This is a genomic window from Pseudomaricurvus sp., assembly GCF_965662505.1.
In the GTDB taxonomy this organism is placed as follows: domain Bacteria; phylum Pseudomonadota; class Gammaproteobacteria; order Pseudomonadales; family Cellvibrionaceae; genus Pseudomaricurvus.
The window spans coordinates 1-20,292 of the sequence record NZ_CBFIHX010000008.1; the positions used below are offsets into that span (position 1 = coordinate 1).

16 protein-coding genes are annotated in these 20,292 nt (G+C 51.5%); 6 read left to right on the forward strand and 10 right to left on the reverse strand.

Translation table 11 applies throughout. The features are described 5' to 3' along the window. Positions 1–522 precede the first annotated feature (522 nt). The 5 genes from ACTG33_RS01910 to ACTG33_RS01930 all read left to right on the forward strand — a co-directional run bounded on the left by ACTG33_RS01910 (position 523) and on the right by ACTG33_RS01930 (position 3,888). Positions 523–807, forward strand: coding sequence for a hypothetical protein (locus tag ACTG33_RS01910; protein ID WP_439133484.1), 285 nt, complete (start codon positions 523–525; stop codon positions 805–807). Positions 808–893: 86 nt separating this feature from the next. Next, the gene (locus ACTG33_RS01915; protein WP_439133485.1) at positions 894–1,385 is read left to right on the forward strand and encodes a hypothetical protein; all 492 of its coding nucleotides are present in this window, start codon (positions 894–896) and stop codon (positions 1,383–1,385) included. Then, positions 1,360–1,629 carry a hypothetical protein gene (locus tag ACTG33_RS01920; RefSeq protein WP_439133486.1) on the forward strand — a complete coding sequence of 90 codons (270 nt, stop codon included), beginning with the start codon at positions 1,360–1,362 and terminating at the stop codon, positions 1,627–1,629. The genes ACTG33_RS01915 and ACTG33_RS01920 overlap by 26 nt, the downstream gene beginning before the upstream one ends. Before the next feature lie 122 nt (positions 1,630–1,751). Continuing rightward, the gene (locus tag ACTG33_RS01925) at positions 1,752–2,780 is read left to right on the forward strand and encodes an AI-2E family transporter (protein ID WP_439133487.1); all 1,029 of its coding nucleotides are present in this window, start codon (positions 1,752–1,754) and stop codon (positions 2,778–2,780) included. A 34-nt stretch (positions 2,781–2,814) separates the two neighbouring features. Next, on the forward strand, positions 2,815–3,888 hold the full coding sequence (locus ACTG33_RS01930) for a zinc-binding metallopeptidase family protein (RefSeq protein WP_439133488.1): 1,074 nt from the start codon (positions 2,815–2,817) through the stop codon (positions 3,886–3,888). 24 nt (positions 3,889–3,912) lie between these two features. Here ACTG33_RS01930 and ACTG33_RS01935 read toward each other — a convergent pair whose 3' ends face one another. The 6 genes from ACTG33_RS01935 to ACTG33_RS01960 all read right to left on the reverse strand — a co-directional run bounded on the left by ACTG33_RS01935 (position 3,913) and on the right by ACTG33_RS01960 (position 11,865). Then, positions 3,913–5,382, reverse strand: coding sequence for a carbon starvation CstA family protein (locus ACTG33_RS01935; RefSeq protein WP_439133489.1), 1,470 nt, complete (start codon positions 5,380–5,382; stop codon positions 3,913–3,915). A 176-nt stretch (positions 5,383–5,558) separates the two neighbouring features. Beyond that, complete coding sequence (locus ACTG33_RS01940; RefSeq protein WP_439133490.1) at positions 5,559–6,638, reverse strand: ABC transporter ATP-binding protein; 1,080 nt, start codon at positions 6,636–6,638, stop codon at positions 5,559–5,561. A 45-nt stretch (positions 6,639–6,683) separates the two neighbouring features. After that, on the reverse strand, positions 6,684–7,526 hold the full coding sequence (locus tag ACTG33_RS01945) for a carbohydrate ABC transporter permease (RefSeq protein WP_439133491.1): 843 nt from the start codon (positions 7,524–7,526) through the stop codon (positions 6,684–6,686). A 1-nt stretch (position 7,527) separates the two neighbouring features. Next, a complete protein-coding gene (locus ACTG33_RS01950; RefSeq protein ID WP_439133492.1) occupies positions 7,528–8,466 on the reverse strand; it encodes a carbohydrate ABC transporter permease in 939 nt (312 codons plus the stop codon). Continuing rightward, positions 8,450–9,715 carry an ABC transporter substrate-binding protein gene (locus ACTG33_RS01955; protein ID WP_439133493.1) on the reverse strand — a complete coding sequence of 422 codons (1,266 nt, stop codon included), beginning with the start codon at positions 9,713–9,715 and terminating at the stop codon, positions 8,450–8,452. The genes ACTG33_RS01950 and ACTG33_RS01955 overlap by 17 nt, the downstream gene beginning before the upstream one ends. Positions 9,716–9,864: 149 nt before the next feature. Further along, positions 9,865–11,865, reverse strand: coding sequence for a methyl-accepting chemotaxis protein (locus ACTG33_RS01960; protein WP_439133494.1), 2,001 nt, complete (start codon positions 11,863–11,865; stop codon positions 9,865–9,867). 392 nt (positions 11,866–12,257) lie between these two features. Between ACTG33_RS01960 and ACTG33_RS01965 the strand changes: the two genes are divergently transcribed. Beyond that, complete coding sequence (locus tag ACTG33_RS01965) at positions 12,258–14,195, forward strand: acyl-CoA synthetase (RefSeq protein ID WP_439133495.1); 1,938 nt, start codon at positions 12,258–12,260, stop codon at positions 14,193–14,195. Between the two features lie 99 nt (positions 14,196–14,294). On the opposite strand, the gene rhlB is transcribed toward ACTG33_RS01965, so the two are convergent. The 4 genes from rhlB to ACTG33_RS01985 form a co-directional block, all read right to left on the reverse strand. Next, positions 14,295–15,953, reverse strand: a complete 1,659-nt coding sequence (gene rhlB / locus ACTG33_RS01970) for an ATP-dependent RNA helicase RhlB (RefSeq protein ID WP_439133496.1) — start codon at positions 15,951–15,953, stop codon at positions 14,295–14,297. A gap of 157 nt (positions 15,954–16,110) precedes the next feature. After that, positions 16,111–16,893: a 3-hydroxybutyrate dehydrogenase gene (locus ACTG33_RS01975; RefSeq protein WP_439133497.1), complete on the reverse strand. Its 783-nt coding sequence runs from the start codon at positions 16,891–16,893 to the stop codon at positions 16,111–16,113. Between the two features lie 83 nt (positions 16,894–16,976). Beyond that, a complete protein-coding gene (locus tag ACTG33_RS01980) occupies positions 16,977–17,858 on the reverse strand; it encodes an alpha/beta fold hydrolase (RefSeq protein ID WP_439133498.1) in 882 nt (293 codons plus the stop codon). An 85-nt stretch (positions 17,859–17,943) separates the two neighbouring features. Continuing rightward, entirely contained in the window at positions 17,944–20,187 is a 2,244-nt protein-coding gene (locus tag ACTG33_RS01985) for a TonB-dependent receptor (RefSeq protein WP_439133499.1), read from the reverse strand. Positions 20,188–20,292: the final 105 nt, after the last annotated feature.

Consider the following 20,292-nt stretch of genomic DNA (forward strand, 5'->3'; position numbering starts at 1 on the left):
AGAACAACGGGCCAATCAGCCTTCTGGGGAAGATACCTACGAGGCGGAAGGTAACATTTATTTTTCTGTCATTGATATGTACGCTGAGAATGAAGTCAGAGATCACTTCTAATTGAATTGCTGACCAGATGCTTAAAACATCTACCGATCACAACCCGTAATTGCTTATTATTTAAACTTCTATTTTCTCAACATGTAAACTGTTAGTTTTGATGGCTGGACAGCGCTTTATTCATGATCTATCAAGCTTTGGCCAGGCCCCACTGAACACACCCCAGTAACAATCAAACCGAAGATACTCATTATTAATCTGAAAGTTCAATATTTCAAGAAATGTGTATTTATGCGACATTTTCAATTCAGATTTCTTCAGGTGAAGCAACTAAAGGGTTTTCCGCTACTCAACGTGCCTCACAAACAGAACGGGGATGTAATCACTTGGAAAAAACCGCCTGATCAACTAGGCTGAAGCTATCAAAATGACTTACCCAATACGCAAACATCCAATTCAGGAGTGTTAATATGCCCACTGCGGAGAAAAAAAACGACGAACTGACTGCCAGTAAGGAATCGGTTATAGAGGCCTACGACAAGCTCATGGAAGCTAAGGGTCACTTTCGTAAAGCGGCCGAAGCGGCAGGCATGGATTTGAAGCACGACGCCGTTGAGCATCTGACGAAAGGACGCGAGAAGGCCGGCGAACTGAGCACACAAGCCGACGCCTATATGCGAGAAAAGCCTCTTGCCACATTGGGTATCGCATTTGCCGCTGGCTTCATCATTTCACAGCTGTTCTCGCGAAAATAACTCCTTGTTCAACATACATAGCCTTACAGCCTTGCTCTATACAGCCCTATAGCCTTGTTCAATACAGACAATTCAAGAAGTCATAAATGACAGAGAACCGCGATGCAGAAGACCTGCTGAGCACTCCGCAAGAACAGGAGACAACAGAGCCCCCCCAGGGACTCGCCGGGGCCGCTGATACTTGGTCAGATTGGATACAGCAAGCCACCACGGCAGGCTCCAAGTTAGCCGAATTGTTTACTCTGGAACTTCAGCTTGCTCTGACCGATGCCAGACGCATGCTGTTCTTGCTGATATTGGCGCTACCGATCCTCTTTCTGGCGTGGTTTGGCTTCGCCTGCCTGATTGCCTGGTTGATAGGTGATTACTGGAATTCTGTCGCCTTGGGCCTGCTCGGCTTTCTAATACTGCAGCTTGGCGTCCTATTGCTGATGAGAGGGCTGTGGCGGCGTTATAAACGCAGTCTGTCTCTGCCACTGACACGCGAGCACCTGCAAGCGTTTATGGGCGACGCATCTAGAGGCGACACTTCCACACGAGAAGCAGATCACAATGAAGCGCGCACGCCTGATACGTAAAATCCAAAAACAGGATCAACAACTCAATGACCTGCTTGCGCCCTTCCGCGAGAGCAGAGATAGCTCATTACAAGCCTTGGACAACCTGAATCCCTGGCTACTTGTAGCCACTGGCCTTGCTGCCGGGTTAATCGCTGGACGCCTGGGATTGAGCAGTGCCTACACAATCAGCGCCATGGGGTTTAAAGTACAACCTCTGATACAGACGGTAATCACGCAATGGATGGGCACAACCAGCGAATGACGGCAGGGGAAGATTCTCCTCGTTCCATAAACACAGACCGACCAACAAACACGGATTCTGGCGCACCAAAAACCATCACACCCAGGACAACCGCTCTCTACTGGCTGCTCGGTTTGGCGCTAATGTACACACTTTATTTCGCCAAAACTCTGCTGATGCCTCTCGTTGTCGCACTTTTGTTTGCACTGCTTCTCAGTCCCCTGGTCAGAGTCCTCAAACACTACTTCGTGCCACGCACCTTTTCAGCCATTGTGTTACTTGCAGCCATTGGCGGCCCATTCACTCTATTGGGCATTGAATTGGCAGAACCCGCACAGAAGTGGGCCTCTCGCCTGCCAGAGCTGTCCAATCAGTTGACCCAGGAACTGAACAATCTGAACGATTCTGTAAGCCAAAAAGCGAAACCAGCCGCCAAAGAAAAGGGCTTTTTCAGTTTCTTCAGCAGTGAAGAAGAAGCTCCGCCCCCGTCAGACGACAACCCGCTGTCCCAACGATTGACGCAAGGCAGCCTTGAAGTTCTGATTTCCGCTTTGAGTGCCACCCCTCTGGTGATTGCTCAATTTCTGACATTCCTGATCATGACGTTGTTTCTCATGATCTTTGGCCCTCACCTCTACCATCAGGCCACAGAAGTGCTGCCTCAAGTCAAAGACAAACAATACGCCGCCAACCTCGTGGATAAAATTCAACGTGAGCTGTCCCGATACATTCTTACCGTAAGCCTGATCAACACCGGACTCGGCATGGTCACTGCGCTGACGCTCTGGCTTATGGATTTTGACGACGCCTTGCTGTGGGGTGCTCTGGTAGGGCTGCTGAATTTTGCACCCTATGTCGGCCCACTGATCAGCGTCTGCATTCTAAGCATTGCCGGTACAGTTCAGTACGGGGTCGGCTGGGACGCCCTGCTTCCGGCCGCTATTTACTTTTCTATCAACCTGCTGGAAGCCCAATTTATCACTCCTCTGGTATTGGGCAGACATATGCGCCTCAACCCATTGATGCTGATTTTATGGCTTATACTGTGGGGTTGGTTATGGGGCGCCGTGGGAGTCCTACTGGCCGTCCCATTGCTGGTATGTCTGAAGCTGGTCGCCGACCAGCTCAACATTCTCTCTCCGTGGGTGGCACTGATCGAAGCCCCGGCCTGATCACGGATCACTTAATTGAACAGGAGTTTGACCTGTGAAACTGTTCAATTGCAGCCTCTGCAATCACATCGTATTTTTCGAGAATACCGCATGTGAAAGTTGCGGCGCCTCTCTCGGTTTTATTCCTGACGAACTGAAAATGCATGCATTTGCATCTGAGCAGGAACAATCATTTACCTCAGAACAAGCTGACTCAAAGATCTCATGGCGCTACTGCGCCAATCACCAGCACAACGCCTGCAACTGGCTGATCAACGATGACTCCTCAACGGGTTTGTGCCTTGCCTGCGAGCTCAACCGCTATATTCCCAATCTGGGCAATGAAGACGACCATGAAGGTTGGCGAGAACTGGAATTTGCCAAACACCGCCTCGTCTACAGTTTGCTCAGGCTCGGGCTACCTATTCACAGCAAGCAAACACGCCCTAAAAAAGGTATCGCATTCGATTTTATCGACACAGAAAAAGCCATACCGGCCGGTGCCGCTCAGATGACCGGGCACAGCCAGGGGCAGATCACCGTTACGCTGGACGAAGCAGACCCGGCCAAACGGGAAGAATACCTGGGCGCCATGAACGAACGCTACCGAAGACTGCTGGGCCACCTGAGACATGAGATAGGGCATTACTACTGGGATCTGCTGATCGCGCCGGATCAACAACAGCTGCAGAGCTTTCGCACACTGTTTGGCGATGAGCAGCTTAACTACAGCGAGGCACTGAACAACCACTACAATCAGGGTTCACCTCCGAACTGGCGCCAGCACTACATCAGCGCCTACGCCACATCACACCCCTGGGAGGATTGGGCCGAAACCTGGGCGCATTATCTGCACATCATGGACATGCTGGAAACCGCTTACAGTGTGGGGCTGAGCACTGCGCCACCAACCCCTGCACATCAGCCGTTTCTGACCTGTCAGATTAGCACCGACCCCTACCTAGAAACCGACATCAACGCATTGCTGCAAACGACAGCCACTCTTAGCATCGCCCTGAACAGCCTCAACCGCAGCATGGGGCTGCAAGATCTGTATCCCTTTATTCTGACAGACACCGTCAAAGAAAAAATCGGCTACATCCATCGGCTGCTGCACCCGGCCTCCTAAACCCGGTCTTCTAAACCCTGCCGCCTAAATCCTGGCGGCAAGCTGTACCCTCTTGTGCACGACGATCAAACCAACCAGCGCAAGCATGCCCACCACAACGCCCACAGGGTCAGCATAAGACTGAGGAAATCCGAGTCCAATACCTGCGGTTACAATATAGGAAACCGTGACACAGGTACCGACAATGGCGGGCAGACTGACAATCCAGTGAAAAGCCCCACGATCGAACAAATACTTGGTCGCCAACCAAAGAACACTCGTAGACAGCAACATGTTGGAGAACGCGAAGTATCGCCAGATCAATGAGAAGTCGATCTTTGTCATAAAGTACGCGATCACCAGAATCGGGAATGCCACCAGCAGTCTGTTGCGCACACTTTGGTGAATATTGAACGCATCTATTATCGTGAGGCGCAAAGACCGGAAGGCCGTATCACCCGAAGTGATGGGGAAAATCGCTACCGCAATCACCGCCATAATCCCGCCGGCAACGCCCAAATACGTCGAAGCCACCTGATTAACCACCAAGCCGGGCCCACCCTGATCCAGCAGCGCTTTTAATTCGACGTAGCCTCCGGGAAATGCCGTGATACCTGCCGTTGCCCATACGCAGGCAACCAATCCCTCTGAAATCATCGCGCCGTAATAGACCGGGCGAATGTATTTCTCACTGGTCAGACAGCGCGCCATGATTGGCGCCTGAGTTGAGTGGAAACCGCTGATCGCGCCACAGGTGATCGTCACAAACAGCAATGGCCATATTGGCAGACCATCCGGATTGGGCTTCAGTAATTCATGATGAAGATGACTGTGATCAAAATAGGAAAAGATGTTTGCCATTTCCGGCATCTGCGGTGCATGTAATAACAACGCGGTACCAATAGAAACCGTCATCACAACCATCAACAAACCGAACAACGGGTACAGTTTGGTAATGATTTTATCCACGGGCAGCAGAGTGGCCAGAAAGTAATAGCCTAAAATAACCCAGACCCAAAAGGCGTTCTCACTTAACACTGTGCCCTCGAAGAGATCCAGATTGCTCAACAACCCTGCAGGACTCATGGTGAACACAACACCGACGAAGAACAGCAGCATGGCGGTAAACAACAGCATGATGCCTTTGAAATAGATATTAAAATAATGTCCGGCAATTTCAGGCATGCTCTTGCCGTCTTCCTTAACGCTTAGCACACCGGAAAAATAATCGTGAACAGATCCACCAATTACATTACCCAGAACAATCCACACCAGAGCAACGGGACCATAAAGCGCACCGAGTATCGGACCGAAAATCGGACCCACACCCGCAATATTCAAAAATTGAATTAAAAACGCTTTAACTGGGTGAACAGGAACGTAGTCAACACCGTCTTCGAATTTCTGCTGAGGTGTTAAAGCTTCAGGATCGATGCCTGCCTGACGCTCGACAAAGGGACTGTAAAATTTGTAAGCCAGTATTAACAAGCCAATGCAGACAAAGAAAACCAACATGCTGACCACCATTATTATTCCGGCGAGAGAAGGTCGTGCAGTTTCGAGAACTTATTAGTTCACATCAAGCTATGAGGCATTAGACCAAGGTCGGGTTGTTTTCTTATAAATTGTACTTTGGAAAACTCTGCATAAAATGACGCTTAAAGCCTTCATGTTGATGCCATTATGTGTGCTCACAAAGCCCTACCGGCCTGATCAAATAAATAGCACATTTCCGGCAATACCGCCACGGAAACACTCTGCCCTACATCCAAAGTGGTATCCCCTTCTGCTTTAAACACCAACGACCCAAAGGCTTCATGGCGAATATACACATAGGCCTCTGACCCCAGATGTTCAACCGCGAACACCTCACCCTTCATTTGCCCCTCATTAACTGCCACGGTAATGTGCTCCGGCCGCAAGCCCAGGGTGACACAATCGTTAACGTCCACAGACGCTGAGTCGGACACCTCAGCCTCAACAACCTGCTTATGGCCCACATTGAGAACAAGCCGCTTACCGTTTGTTTCAAGCACTGTAGCTTTCAGAAAATTCATCTTCGGCGAACCGATAAAACCGGCGACGAATTCATTGCAAGGCGTCTGATACAACTCCAGCGGTGAGCCTACCTGCTCCATCTTTCCACCATTCAAAACAACAATTCGATCGGCCAGGGTCATTGCTTCAACCTGATCATGCGTCACATAGATCATGGTTGTCCCCAGTTCATGGTGCAGTCGTTTAAGTTCGAGCCGCGTCTGAACCCGCAGCGCAGCATCCAGATTGGACAGTGGCTCATCAAACAGAAACACTTTGGGCTGGCGTACAATCGCGCGGCCAATAGCAACACGCTGACGCTGACCTCCGGAAAGCTCTTTGGGTTTACGCTCCAGAAGATGATCTATTTGCAGAGTAGCTGCAGCCGCACGGACACGCTCTGAAATGGTACGTTTATCCGCCTTTGCCAGTTTCAAGCCAAACGCCATATTGTCGTAAACGTTCATATGCGGGTATAACGCATAGGACTGAAACACCATTGCAACAGCACGTTCGGCGGGAGCCAGATCCGTTACGTCGATATCATCAAAATAAATACAACCGGATGAAACCTCTTCCAACCCGGAAATCAATCGCAACAGCGTGGACTTTCCACAACCGGACGGACCGACAAACACCGTAAATTCACCATCCTGAATATCAAAATCGACACCCTGGATCACCTCGGTTTTGCCAAAATCTTTACGAATAGCCTGCATGGAAATCGCAGCCATTTTCCAAAAACTCCTATTGATGATTTAGAGGTTAAAACGGAAAAATTAACCTTTTACCGAGCCCGCGGTCAGTCCGGAAACAATGCGTCTCTGAAAGATCAGCACCAACACGATCAGAGGTACGGTAACAACAACCGACGCAGCCATAATATTCCCCCAGGGCAGTTCATAAGCACTGGCACCCGAAATCAGAGCAATCGCTACAGGCACCGTGCGCATTTCACTGGTAAGGGTGAAGGTCAACGCGAACAGAAACTCATTCCAGGCTGCGATAAAAGCCAATAAACCGGTGGTCACCAGCGCAGGCCCCATCAGTGGCATAAACACATGCCATACAATTGCCAACGGCGATGCACCATCAACAATAGCGGCCTCTTCCAGCTCTTTAGGCAGTTCACGCATAAATGTGGTCAACACCCACACTGTGAAAGGCAAAGTGAAAATCATGTAAGACAATGACAGCGCCCACAGGTTGTTATACAGCCCCAGCGAGTTAATCAGCTCAAACATCCCGGACAAAACCGCCACCTGTGGAAACATCGACACACCCAGAATGACAAACAGTAACAGCATGCGCCCGCGAAACTGAATGCGGCCAATCGCATAGGCTGCCGCCAACGCCAAGGCCAGGGAAATCATCACTGTCGATACTGAGACAAATAATGAATTAAGTATATTGCGCCCAAAAGGTTGCTCTCGGAACACAGCTACGTAGTTATCCCAGTAGGGATCCCGCGGCCAAAAGTCCACCTGAAACAAAGTGGCTCCCGACTTCAGGGAGGATACAATAGCCCAGTAAAATGGAAACACCGTGTAAAAAATAATGGCCATTAGCAAGACACAAAAAGCACCTTTACCCAACCAGCGCCTGATCTTTTTATTCCACATATCAGGACTCCCTGCCGACGCGGGCGATGGATAAATAGATGATCGTAAACATCGCAATAATCAGAAATATCAGTGTCGATGCCGCCGAGCCGAAACCTAACCCTCCAAAATCAATCAATTGTTGGCGGGCGTATACCGACATGGACATGGTGTTGTGGTTATTGCCACTCATTACATAAACCAGATCAAAAACTCGCAGCGCGTCCAGCAACCGAAAAATGATGGCAACCATCAACGTGGGCTTCAGCAGAGGCAGAGTAATACGAAAGAACACTTTTAGCGGATGAACTCCGTCAATGCGGGCAGACTCATAAGACTCCTGAGGCAGCATCTGCAGCGCGGCCAAAAGCAACAAGGCCATAAACGGTGTGGTCTTCCACACATCCACCAAAATAATCGACAACAGCGCCGTTTCCGGCGAAGCCGTCCAGGCCACCGGTTGCTCAATCAGCCCCAGAAACAACAACAGATGATTGATCACCCCAAAGACATCGTTATACATCCAGTTCCACATTTGCGCGGATACCACCGTGGGTATGGCCCAGGGAATTAAAATGGCAGCACGGAATCCGCCTCGCCCCGGGAAGTTCGCATGTAGAGCTAGCGCGATAATCAATCCCAGCACCGTCTCCAAAGAGACCGACACAACGGCGAAGACAATAGTATTCCAGACCGACGACCACCAGTAGGCGTCCTGTAACAGATAGGTGAAATTATCAAACCCTATAAACTTCGCAGAGTCGGGATCAATCAGACTGGCATCGGTAAAACCCAAGGCGATGGTTTTGACCAGCGGCCACCCCGCCACCAGCGCCAGCACTATCAACATGGGCGCTAAAAATATCCATGCCCAGCGAACCCGCTGACGGGTCAGTCTCGATGTTGGACTTTTCTCCTGTTTGCTTATCGCCATCTTAACTTCGTCACCATTGACCGTCACGGGAAAGCCTTTCCAGCTTGCGCTGTAATTGAGGCAAGGCTACCGCGGCGGACTTTTTTCCCGCGAGCACATCGTGAACGGCATAGTAGAATTCTGCACTGACACGTGCGTACTGATCACCGGTAATGCGAGACGGACGAGCCACGGCATTCTCAAAAGATTCGTAGAGCGTGCCAAAAAAAGGGGTTGCCGCCAGCACATCCGCATCCTGATACAGTACGGGGATGGTCGGATTGTAAGAGCCTGCAGTGGCACGACGTTTTTGCTCAGCGTAGCTGGTCAGATATTGCACCAGGTCAGCGGCAAGCTGCGGGTATTTAGAGTATTTAGAAACCGCCAACTGCCAACCACCCAACACACCGCTGTGATGCCCCAGTTTTCCACCGCGCGGCAATGCAATCACGCCGATCTTACCGCGGACCGGACTGTCTTTGGCGTTGCCCAACGCCCAGGCGTATGGCCAGTTACGCATAAACACGGCATTACCGGACTGAAAAACTCCCCGACTCTGCTCTTCGTCGTAATTCAAAACTCCCTGGGGGGCAATGTCACCTATCCAGCTGGAAGCCAGCTCCAGCGCCGCAATAGCCTGCGGATTATCAATCGTGACTTCACCCTGATGATTCACCAGAGTGCCACCACCAAAACTGTCGACCCACTCCAAAGCATCACATGTCAGGCCTTCATACCCTTTGGCCTGAAAGACAAAACCCTGCATGCGAGAGTGTCCTGCCTCTCGCTCGGCGTTTTGGATATGCCGTGCAATGCGGGTGAGCTGTTGCCAAGTGGTCGGCGGCGTATAGGCGTATTGCTCTAACAGGTCTTTACGGTAATAGAGCACACCCGCCACCGTAAACCACGGCATCGCAACCAACCTGCCATCGATGGTGTTATTGGTAATCAGCGTTGTGAAATACTGGCGGGTGGTGTTTTCGCCAATATAGCGGGAGAGGTCGATTAAATGTGGAGCCAGCGTACCCGGCCAGACCACATCGATTTGAAGAATGTCGATATCCGACGAACGGGAAGCCAAAATTTGCTGATACAGCGCAAAACGTTCGGAGGCCGAATTCGGTGTTGAAATGATCTTCACCGGAACACCTGTTTCGCTCGACCAGCTGTCGACCCCCTGCTGACATAACTGAAGCTCTACACCCAGTGCACCACAAGAGATGGCAAGACGTTCACTCTCTGCGACAACGCTGCCGCAGAACCACACCAGCAGCAAGGTCAGCGCCATGCGCCTCATGGTATTTTGCTCCTTATGTTATTAATCGTTATTTATTCTCTTGTATCTTTATAGTTACGATTAACAACACAAGCAAGCAACAGGCCAGACTGAAAATTCAGCGTCTTTATAAAGTATCTGTGAAGTGATGCGTGCTTGAAACAATGCTCCTACGAAGCCTGTAACGAAAACTCATCCACCAATAATTTCAACCGGCCAGAAATTTCTGCCAACTCCACGCTGGCTTGCGCCACCTGTTCAGAGCCTTCGCGCACATCATGGAAAGACTGATTCATATTGGAAACATTGCGATTAATTTCCTCCGCCGCACAGCTCTGCTGCTCGATAGCAGTCGCCACCTGAATGTTCATGTCCATCACTCTCTGATTGGAATGCCCAATGGTTTCAAGCGCCGCGCCCGCCACCTTCACCTGAGAGACAGCATCTTGCGCCTGCGTCTGGCTCTCCTGAATCCGCACAACGACCTGCTCAGCTCCGTACTGCACTCTTTCTACAATCTGGTTAATTTCTTCGGTGCTGGTCTGCGTTTGTTTAGCCAGATGGCGAACTTCGTCAGCGACGACCGCAAAGCCTCGACCGTGCTCTCCCGCCCTGGCAGCCTCAATAGCGGCATTGAGAGCTAACAAGTTTGTTTGTTCCGCCACCGAACGAATCACTTCCATGACCGACGTAATCCCCACCGTATCTTCAGCCAGCGTATGAATGGCCTTCACGGAGTGATCCACCGACGTCTCCAGTTCTGCAATCACTGCCATGACACTTTGTACGATTTCTTGCCCCTGATCAGCATTGGTTTGTGCATTACTGGCACACTCACGAGCCTCATTGGTGTTGCCGGCAATTTCCTGAATGGTCTGCGTCATTTCATGTATAGCCGCCGCCAGCTGTTCGGACTCTGCCAGTTGTCCCTCAATCGTGGTGCAGGCTTTTGCGCTGATCACCGACGTTTCTTCTGAGGACGACGAGACCTGAAAACTGACTTGCGACACCTGATCGATCACTTGCGAGAATTTGTCCAACGTTTGGTTTAAGGCTATCGCCATTTCACCCAATTCATCCTTTGAATACAGCTCTGCCCTCAAGCTCAGATTCAAATCGTTGCCGACTGAAGAAATCGTGGTCACCAAGCTATCCACCTGCCGATTGATCCGCCAGATAATCTGCAGGCCTAGACCGGCAGTTCCCAAAACCACCAATACAGCCAATAGAAGTTGCAACGTCTTGTTCCATCGAGCCTCTTCCACCAATTGCTGTGCCAGCACGGCCACGTCTTCTGAGGCCGAAGCCGCCAGATCAACCAAAGAATTAATGCGCTTGGTGGACAATTCAAACCACTGATTCGCGGAGAGTCCCAGCGAATTGACATCGGCACGATCCTGCAACAACGCCGACTGAATTTGAGTGACCGCCTTGTTTACTTCTGAACTTTCAAACGCCCTGACAACTGATTCACCCTGCGGGTAGTCCATTTGCTGAACGCTGTTCAGGGCTCGCTGCTGCTCAGAAACTAAAGGCACATGCCGGGATATAATGCTGAATCCATATTGAGCAGACGCAAACGCTTCTGACAGTACCGCCCGCTCAATACCGGATGCCTCTTGCGCCTCAATGATGGCCGTCAGATACAGCAGTCGAGTCTGCATTTCAGATTGATGACCACGCATGGACAGCAAGCGAATATGATTAATCGCCTCCTGAGCCAGTTGAGTGTATTGAATAACCGCCTGAGCCGAGGTAAAGACACCCTGGTCCACTGGTTTTCTCAGGGAAGGCAAGAGCGTATAACCTTGCAACACACGGTTAATACTATTCAACTCATGACTGCCCCCCTGCGTTTTCGCCTCAACTTTCGTCTCAACACCAACAACACGGTTTAGCTCTTGAAGGGCATTATCGAGAAGTGTTCGCCGGGCTTTTAATTTGGCCTGCAAAGGTGCACCGGCTAGCACTGCCGACGATAAGCCACGCTCGACCTGAGTGTGGGTTAATACTTCCCTGAGCGCCCCGATCAAAGCCACATCTTTCAAAGTCCTTTCAGCAGCCTTTTCTACCTGAAGAGTTTCCACCGCGTTCATAACAGAGTAGTGACACACCGCCACAAGGGGAATAAACAACACTGCCAGTAATTTTTTCTTGATCGTCAACCGCATCTGATCGCACCCGATTCAACCGCTGAGTACTCCGCCGGGGGCACTCCGCATAAACGTATTTAATTTGAGAACAGGCAAATTATCGGCGTTAGGTGGGCGGTCTTTAGAGAAAATTAGAGTGCTTGTAAACCGATTGTATCTTTATATCGAAAACGCTTCACGCCGGTGCATAGCGATGGAAAAATCACCAAAACAGGGCGAAGAAATCACCCCGTATAGCCGATTTTCTAGCCAGAACAGTGAGAAGTAATAGCCCTTAACTTGGCCGACCTAAACGATCACCGTGTCATTGAAGTGTTCTTTTTTCCTATAGATTAGCCCAGATGCACCTTGCTCCCGGAATCGCTCTACCTCATCATCAATCAACAACGAAAATGACCCAGAGAGAGACCATGAGCAATCCCTATCTCCCGACCCGCTTTGAAATGACCGGCATGAACGCTCTGCAAGAACTGGAAACCACGCCCTGGAGCGACTACTCATTGCCAGAAAGCACTTACGCGCTGTTAAAGAATGCTGCTGAGTATTTTGGTGAGCAGACAGCACTGCGGTTTCTGGCACAGGGCACGCCAGAAGAAGAGAGCCAGACCTACAACTTTGAAGAGCTGCTGGAAAAGGTCACCCAAACCGCTAACGCGCTGCACGGACTGGGTATTGGATCCACTGATACCGTCTCTATGATGCTGCCAAACCTGCCTCAAACGGTCTTCACCATCTGGGGAAGCGAAGCCGCGGGCATTGCCAACCCCATCAATCCCCTGCTGGAAACTGAACACATTGCGGCATTGCTCAATGAGACCCACTGTTCGGTACTGGTGACACTGGCGCCCCTGCCCGGTAACGACCTGTGGCAGAAGGCCCAGGCAGTGATCGATACCGTGCCTAGCCTCCGCACCGTGATTACCGTGGATATGGCGCCGATACTGCCAGCCGAAGCCCAAGCGGCCGTACGCTCACAGCGCCCTGACTACCTGCAGCCCCTGCAACGCCTCGACGGTTCAACAGTGGAAGTTCGGGATTTTGACGCATTGATAGCCTCACACGATGGCAGCTCACTGGACAGTGGCCGTCAAATCGCTGCCGGGGACATCGCCTCCTACTTTCACACGGGCGGCACCACCGGCACGCCCAAGCTGGCGCCCCACACTCACGCCAATGAAGTCGCCTGTGCTTTCCAGGTGAATACCTCACTGCATATCGAAACGGGCAATGTCACCCTGATTGGTCTGCCGATGTTTCACGTCAATGCGGTATTTACCAGTCTGGCGGCCTGGATTGGCGGTGCCGGCATCCTGCTGGGAACCCCTCAGGGCTATCGCAATCCCCAACTGATGGAGAACTTCTGGGCGCTGGTGGAAAAGTATCAGGTCACCTCCTTCAGCGCCGTGCCCACCATTCTCACCGGACTGCTCAATTTCCCCACCGAGGGCTATGACTTATCGTCTCTGAAATACGCCATCTGCGGCGCCGCGCCTCTGGCAACAGAACTCGCCCACCAATTTGAACGCAAGACCGGACTCACTCTGTTTGAAGGCTACGGCCAGACCGAGGGCACCTGTGTCACGACAGTCAGTCCGCGCTTTAATAAACACCGTATCGGTTCAGTGGGCTGTCGTCTTCCCTATATGGGATTGCGGATCGTCGAAGTGGATGAAAAAACCGGAGCATTTATACGCGACTGCGACGTCAACGAAGCGGGCGTCGTCGCCATCAGTGGCCCCAATGTGTTTTCCGGCTACAAACAGCCGGAACACAACAAAGGTCAGTGGGTAGAAGACGGCTGGTTTAACACCGGCGACCTTGGACGCCTGGACGAAGACGGTTTCCTCTGGCTTACCGGCCGCAGCAAAGATGTCATCATTCGCGGCGGTCACAACATTGATCCGCAAATGATTGAAGAAGCTTTCTTCAAACACGAAGCGGTGGCTGATGTCGCTGCCATTGGCAAACCCGACGCCCGCGTCGGCGAGCTTCCCGTGGCTTTCATCCAGTTGAAAAAAGGTTGTACTGCGACAGAGGAAGAGCTACTCGCCTTTGGTCAGGAACATATTCACGAACGGGCCGCTATCCCCAAGGAGATTTTTATTATTGAAACTCTACCCTGCACCGCTGTGGGCAAAGTCTTTAAACCGGAGTTGCGCAATAACGTGGTGGAAAAACTGGTTCGCGCAGAGCTGGCCCAGCTGAACATCGAAAACGCTGAATTGAACGTTCAAACCGATAAAAAGTTTGGCCAGTGGGTCACGGTAACTCTGTCGTCCGGCGACAGGGCTGAAAAGGTTAAAGACTCGCTGGGTCGGTATGCGTTTAAAACCACCGTAAACACCTGATCGCTGACCACCAAGCCATGCCTGTAAAATACAGGCATAACAAACAGTCATAAAAAAAGCCGATGTTCTCATCGGCTTTTTTTATTCACAAAGGGCTGATTATCGGCGGGGTGAAGAATGTCGACGACCATCACCACTGCGGCCGCCGCTTCGACCGCCACCACCGCTTTGACCGCCACCACCACTACGACCACCACTGCGATGTTGGCCTCCGCTGCGCGAGCGGCCATCGCGATCGCCTTCAGCGGATTTCTTTCTCGGCGCCATGGCCGGAGTTTCCGCCAACAGCTCTTCAGGGGGCTGCTCGCACTTTAAATGATCACCCACCAATTCCTGAATCGGCATCAAACGGAACGCATCATCTTCGCAGGCAAAGCTGATAGAGGTACCGGTTTTACCCGCACGGCCGGTACGGCCAATACGGTGAATGTAATCTTCCGGCTCTTCTGGCAGGGTAAAGTTCACCACGTGGCTGATACCATCGATATGAATACCACGACCGGCCACATCCGTTGCCACCAGTACTTTCAGCTTCCCTGATTTGAAACCGTCCAGCGTTTTCACACGACGATTTTGAGCAATCTCACCAGACAACAAGCCCGCAGCGAAACCGTGACGCTCCAGTTTCTCATGCAACTTCCGGCATTCATCACGGCGGTTGGCAAACACAATCAGGCTGTCCACATCATCCTGATTCAGAATGTTGTACAACAGCGTGTATTTCTCTTCCGTGGAAGAAAGGAAGATATGCTGGGTAACGGTATCCGTGGCAACGCTCTCGGGTTCGATTTCGATGCGCTTGGGTTCTTCTGTCCACTGATCCGCCAGAGTGAGTACGTCGTCGGTAAACGTCGCAGAGAACAGCAGCGTCTGACGATGAGTCTTTTTCGGCGTCTGGCGAATAATACGTTTCACTTGCGGAATAAAGCCCATGTCCAGCATGCGGTCGGCTTCATCAATGATCAGCACTTCCACCTGATCCAGATACACATCCTGATTGCCGCAGAAGTCGAGCAGACGACCAGGAGTGGCAACCAGAATATCCACCAGATCTTCCTGCAGGTGACGCTGCTGCTTGCCGTAATCCATACCACCCACCAGCGTGTGAACTTTCAGATCGGTGTATTTGGTCAGCAGCTTGGCATCGTCAGCAATCTGGATTACCAGCTCGCGAGTCGGTGCGATAATTAATGCACGAGCCTCACCCGCGTAGCGTTCGCCTTCAACCGGGTGCTTCAGCAGATCATCAATGGTGGAAACCAGAAACGCAGCGGTTTTACCGGTGCCGGTTTGCGCCTTGCCCACCATGTCGTGACCATTGAGAGTCAGAGGCAGGGATTGCGCCTGAATCGGGGAACAGTACTCGAAACCCAGATCAGCAATACCGTGCATCAACTCCAGCGGCAGATCCAGATCGTGAAAGCGGGTTTTGCCTTCCACAGGCGGTACTTTAAATTCATCCAGGGTCCACGGAGCCTGCTCAACCTTGGGAGATTCTTTCTGGCGCTGATGGTGGCGCTTGCCGCCGTGCGGATGCTGAGACTTGCCGCCCGACTTTTTAGCAGCATTCTGCCCGCGGTTGGAGGATTTACCTCCAGTATTAGGCTTGGCTCCGGCGGGTGACTTGCCGCCACCTTTGGGCGCATCCGTTTTCTGACGGTTGCTCGCCTTGGCTGCGGATTTTTCGGAGCCGTTTCTGGCTCCAGAATTGGCACCGGAGTTCCCGCCGGTGATTTTACGGAATAGTTTACCGATCAAAGTAGGTCTCATTCTGGCTGTTCAAAACGGCGCCAGTATAACACCCATCCAGCCTGAATGTCGCTCCGCCCCAGAGCTGGCAAGGCCAACAGGGCATTTTGGCACCTCAATCCAGCCAAATTCACGACCATTCCGTGCTTTTTGGGTGTGTGAGAGCCTATTGAGCCGTATACCCCCCATCCATGACCTGCACACTGCCCGTGATATTTCGGCTCGCCGAACCACAGAGAAATACCGCCATGGCGCCAAGATCTTCCACATCGGTAAAGCGTCCCGTGGGTTGAGCACCCAGCAGCACCTCGTCCATTACCTGCTGTTCGCTCAATCCACGCGCTTTGGCGGTATCGGCAATCTGGTTCTCAACCAGAGGCGTCAGCACATAACCCGGGCAGATGGCATTGCAGGTGATACCGCTTTTGGCCGTCTCCAGCGCCACCGTTTTGGTCAAGCCGATCACGCCGTGCTTGGCCGCTACGTAAGCGCTTTTGTACGGTGACGCCACCTGTCCGTGAATAGAGGCGACATTGATGATGCGCCCCCAACCTCGGGATTTCATACCGGGCAACACATTCTGAATACCGTGGAACACACTGCTCAAGTTAACCGCGATGATGCTGTCCCAACGCTCTGCGGGAAAACTTTCTACCGGTGCCACATGTTGGATACCGGCGTTGTTCACTAAAATATCCACTCCCCCCAACAGCTCTTCAGCAGTCTTTACCATCATGGACACTTCTGACGCCTGAGACACGTCGGCCGGACAATGGAAGACGTTTACGCCGTACCTGGCCGACAAGCCCTCGCGTAAGGACTCGACTTCACTCGGCTCACCGAAACCATTGAGCATTATGTGGCAGCCAGCCTGAGCGAGAGACTCTGCAATAGCCAATCCAATACCACTGGTCGATCCTGTCACTAAAGCAACTTTGTTCTTTAACATAACTCTATCCTGTCAACCGGACTTGTTAACCGGCACATGCCATCATCCACACCTGCAGCCTCACTCCAGTGAAGCGGCTGCTATCAAAACTGCGTCAAAAAGTGCCGAATAGCAGACACTGCCGCCTCTTCATCCAGTGCAGGCGCATGCCCCACACCCGGCACTTCAACCGCCGTCAACTCGGGTTGTTCTGATTGCATCCGCAAAAAGCAGGCCTCCGATAACAAATCAGACAACTCACCCCGCAACACCAGCAGAGGAAGGCCTGTTAAATTCTTAAACAATGCCCAGGGGTCGCTGGGTGACGCTGCTTTTTGATCTTCGGTTAATGGTGCCGAGATCATGGGATCATAATCCAACACGGGAACCCCCTGAGCGTTTTCCCGAAACAAACGCCGGGTCATCGCCAGCCACTGTTCCTCAGTGTAAGAGGGATAACACACCGCATTCATCTCGCGGGTTTGCTCTACCGCATCCACCCAATTATTGACTGGGCCTTTTTTCCCAAGGTATCCCATAATGCGACCGATACCCCTGGGATCCACTTCCGGCCCGACATCGTTGATCACCATCCCGGCGATACGCTCCGGACACTGATTGGCCATTAGCATACCCATCAAGCCCCCCATTGAAGTGCCAATGATGATTACCTTGTCCATCTTCAGATGATCCAGCAACTGCCACATATCCTGCACATAGGTCAGTAAATGGTAGCGTTGGTATTCCGTATCCCACTCTGATCGACCCCGACCGCGCTGTTCAGCCACCACCAAACGGTGTTTACCATCCAGCGCTGTGGCCAGAGGTTCAAAGTCCGCAGAGTTACGAGACAAACCGTGCAAACATAATACCGGCACACTTTCGCTGTTGCGGTTGCCATCAGAATTACCGTCGGGGTGATAATCCCGCGCGTACAACTGCAAGCCATCGTCAACCGGATAAAAGATGTCTTTGTATTTCGTCATGGCCGTTCCTGAAAAACATCGCTGTTAAAAAGGGGCCTCACAAAACAGTGCAGCAGTGTGAGGCCCATTACAGTCAACCCTTCAATCAGAACTGGTAACCAAAGTTCAGGCTAACGGTTCTGGGGTTGCCGTAATATCCCACAACCACTTCTTCACCGCCCAGGTTGGCAAAGTTATAGCCACCTACCCGATACTCTTCATCGGTAATGTTCTTGGCGTGCAACCCAACAGTCCAGTGCTCATCGGCGGAGTACCACACGGCACTGGCGTCCCACAATGTGTAACTGTCTTCGTCAATGGCAGACTCCACCTGGAAGATTTGTGTTTCGCTGCGATACGAAGCACCGGCAGACAGAGCAATATCCCCCCAGTTACCCAGCGATCTGGCGTAATTCAGTTTCAGGCTGGCAACTTTTTCCGGAGTGTTGGCGAAAGACCAATCGTCAGCAAGGTCAACGGTGCCCGCAGGCGTTTGCGTTTCTACTGACAAATACTCGGCATCAATAAACCCGGTCATCAACGCCGCTGACAAGCTCTCGGTGATCTGTCCAACCACCTCTAATTCAAAGCCCTTAATTTTTGATTCACCTGCATTTAAAACAGAGCTGACATAGTTGGATCCACCATCAGTACTTTCCTGTACGGTGACTTGCATATCCGTGTAATCAGAGTAAAAAGCCGCGGCATTCATGCGGACACGACCATCAAACAATTCCGCTTTCACACCCAACTCATAGGTTTCGACAGTTTCAGGATCAAAACCATCCACAGTGCCCGGATTTTTGCTTGCATCACCGCGCATATCAAAGCCGCCACTTTTGAAGCCTTCACTGTAGGACGCGTAAATCAAGGTGTCGTCATTCAACGTGTAATCAACACTGATCCGAGGCGAGAACTTTTTCCACTCGTTGTCGTTTTGATAATCCGTCAACACCGCGAGAGATAACAAATCCTGCCCGCCCACCGCTGACGAAGTGCCGTCAACGAACAGCTGTTCTTTGTAAACATCCGCTGACTTTTCATCCATGGTGTAACGACCACCCAGAGTCAATGCCCAGGTGTCGTTAAAGGTGTAGGTCGCATGCATATACGCTGCATAACTGGTGGTATCAACAGAGCCGGCAGACAGCGCATCAAAAGATCCCAGTGAAGGATCAAAAGGACCAGCGGCATTAAAAGCGCCCAAGATGACATCAAATGCCCCGGAAGCCGTCCCCTCGTAGTAATACAAACCACCCACCATTTCCAGTTTTTCACCGGTGTAGCTAAGCTGGAATTCCTGTGTGGTTTGATCGTCGTTATACACGGCCGGCACATGAGCCGAGGGCAGAGACGTGTTATCAAAATCGATATTGGTGTAGGTATCCCCTTCCCGATACGCCGTGATGGATTTCAGTCTGACGGCATCGTTAATATCCCAGCTCACCGTCAGTGAAGCACCGGAGCTTTCGACGCTGTTATAGGTATCCATGTCCGCATAAGTATCGTAGACACTGGAAGGAATCGGTTCTGAAGGCAGATACACGCTGGGAGTCATCCGATGACCGCCTTTCGCATTGGAATCGTCATCGGTTTTGTCGGCACTGAACAGGAACGACAGATTATCCGTCGGCAAAAACTCCAGACTGACACGCGCGGCGGTGACATCCTTGTTGTAGTTGTCATCGCCACTCACCAAAAACTCACCAAAACCGTCACGCTTAAATTGCGCCACCGATGCACCAAACAACAACTTGTCTTCGATCAAAGGCAACTGCCCGGCAATCTTAATGTCCCGCTGGTTATAGGAACCCAGAGCGCCACTGATGCTCAATTCAGGCTCGCCGGTTAAACGCTTGGTCACGTATTTCACGGCACCACCGATGGTGTTTTTGCCGTACAAAGTACCCTGTGGCCCACGCAGCACTTCGATACGCTCCACATCGTAAACATCCAATACGCCGCCCTGAGGGCGCGCCAGATAGACATCATCCACATACAAACCCACACCGGGCTCAAAGCCCCACAAGGGATCAGCCTGGCCAATGCCACGCACATAGGCCGTCAACGTGGTATTGGTACCACGGCTGACTTGCATGGTGACGTTGGGTGCGGTCTTCTGAATTTCAGTGACATCCTGCACACCGGCATTGTTTAAATCCTCTGCCGAAAAAGCGGTGACCGCAACAGGAACGTCCTGCATGTTCTGCTCACGTTTTTGTGCTGTAACAATCACTTCTTCGAGGGCAATTTTTTGATCGGCGGCAAAGACTGTACTGGAACCGGACAAGGCAACTGCGACAGCGATGACACCGGCTAGGGGATTCTTGCTAAGGGATTTTGTCTTCATGCTCTGAACCTGCTGTGTTTAATTTTTATTATTGGCATCGGTATCAGCAGTGACATGAAACGCTGACTGCGCCACACATACACCTCTGTACCTCTGCACCCTGAG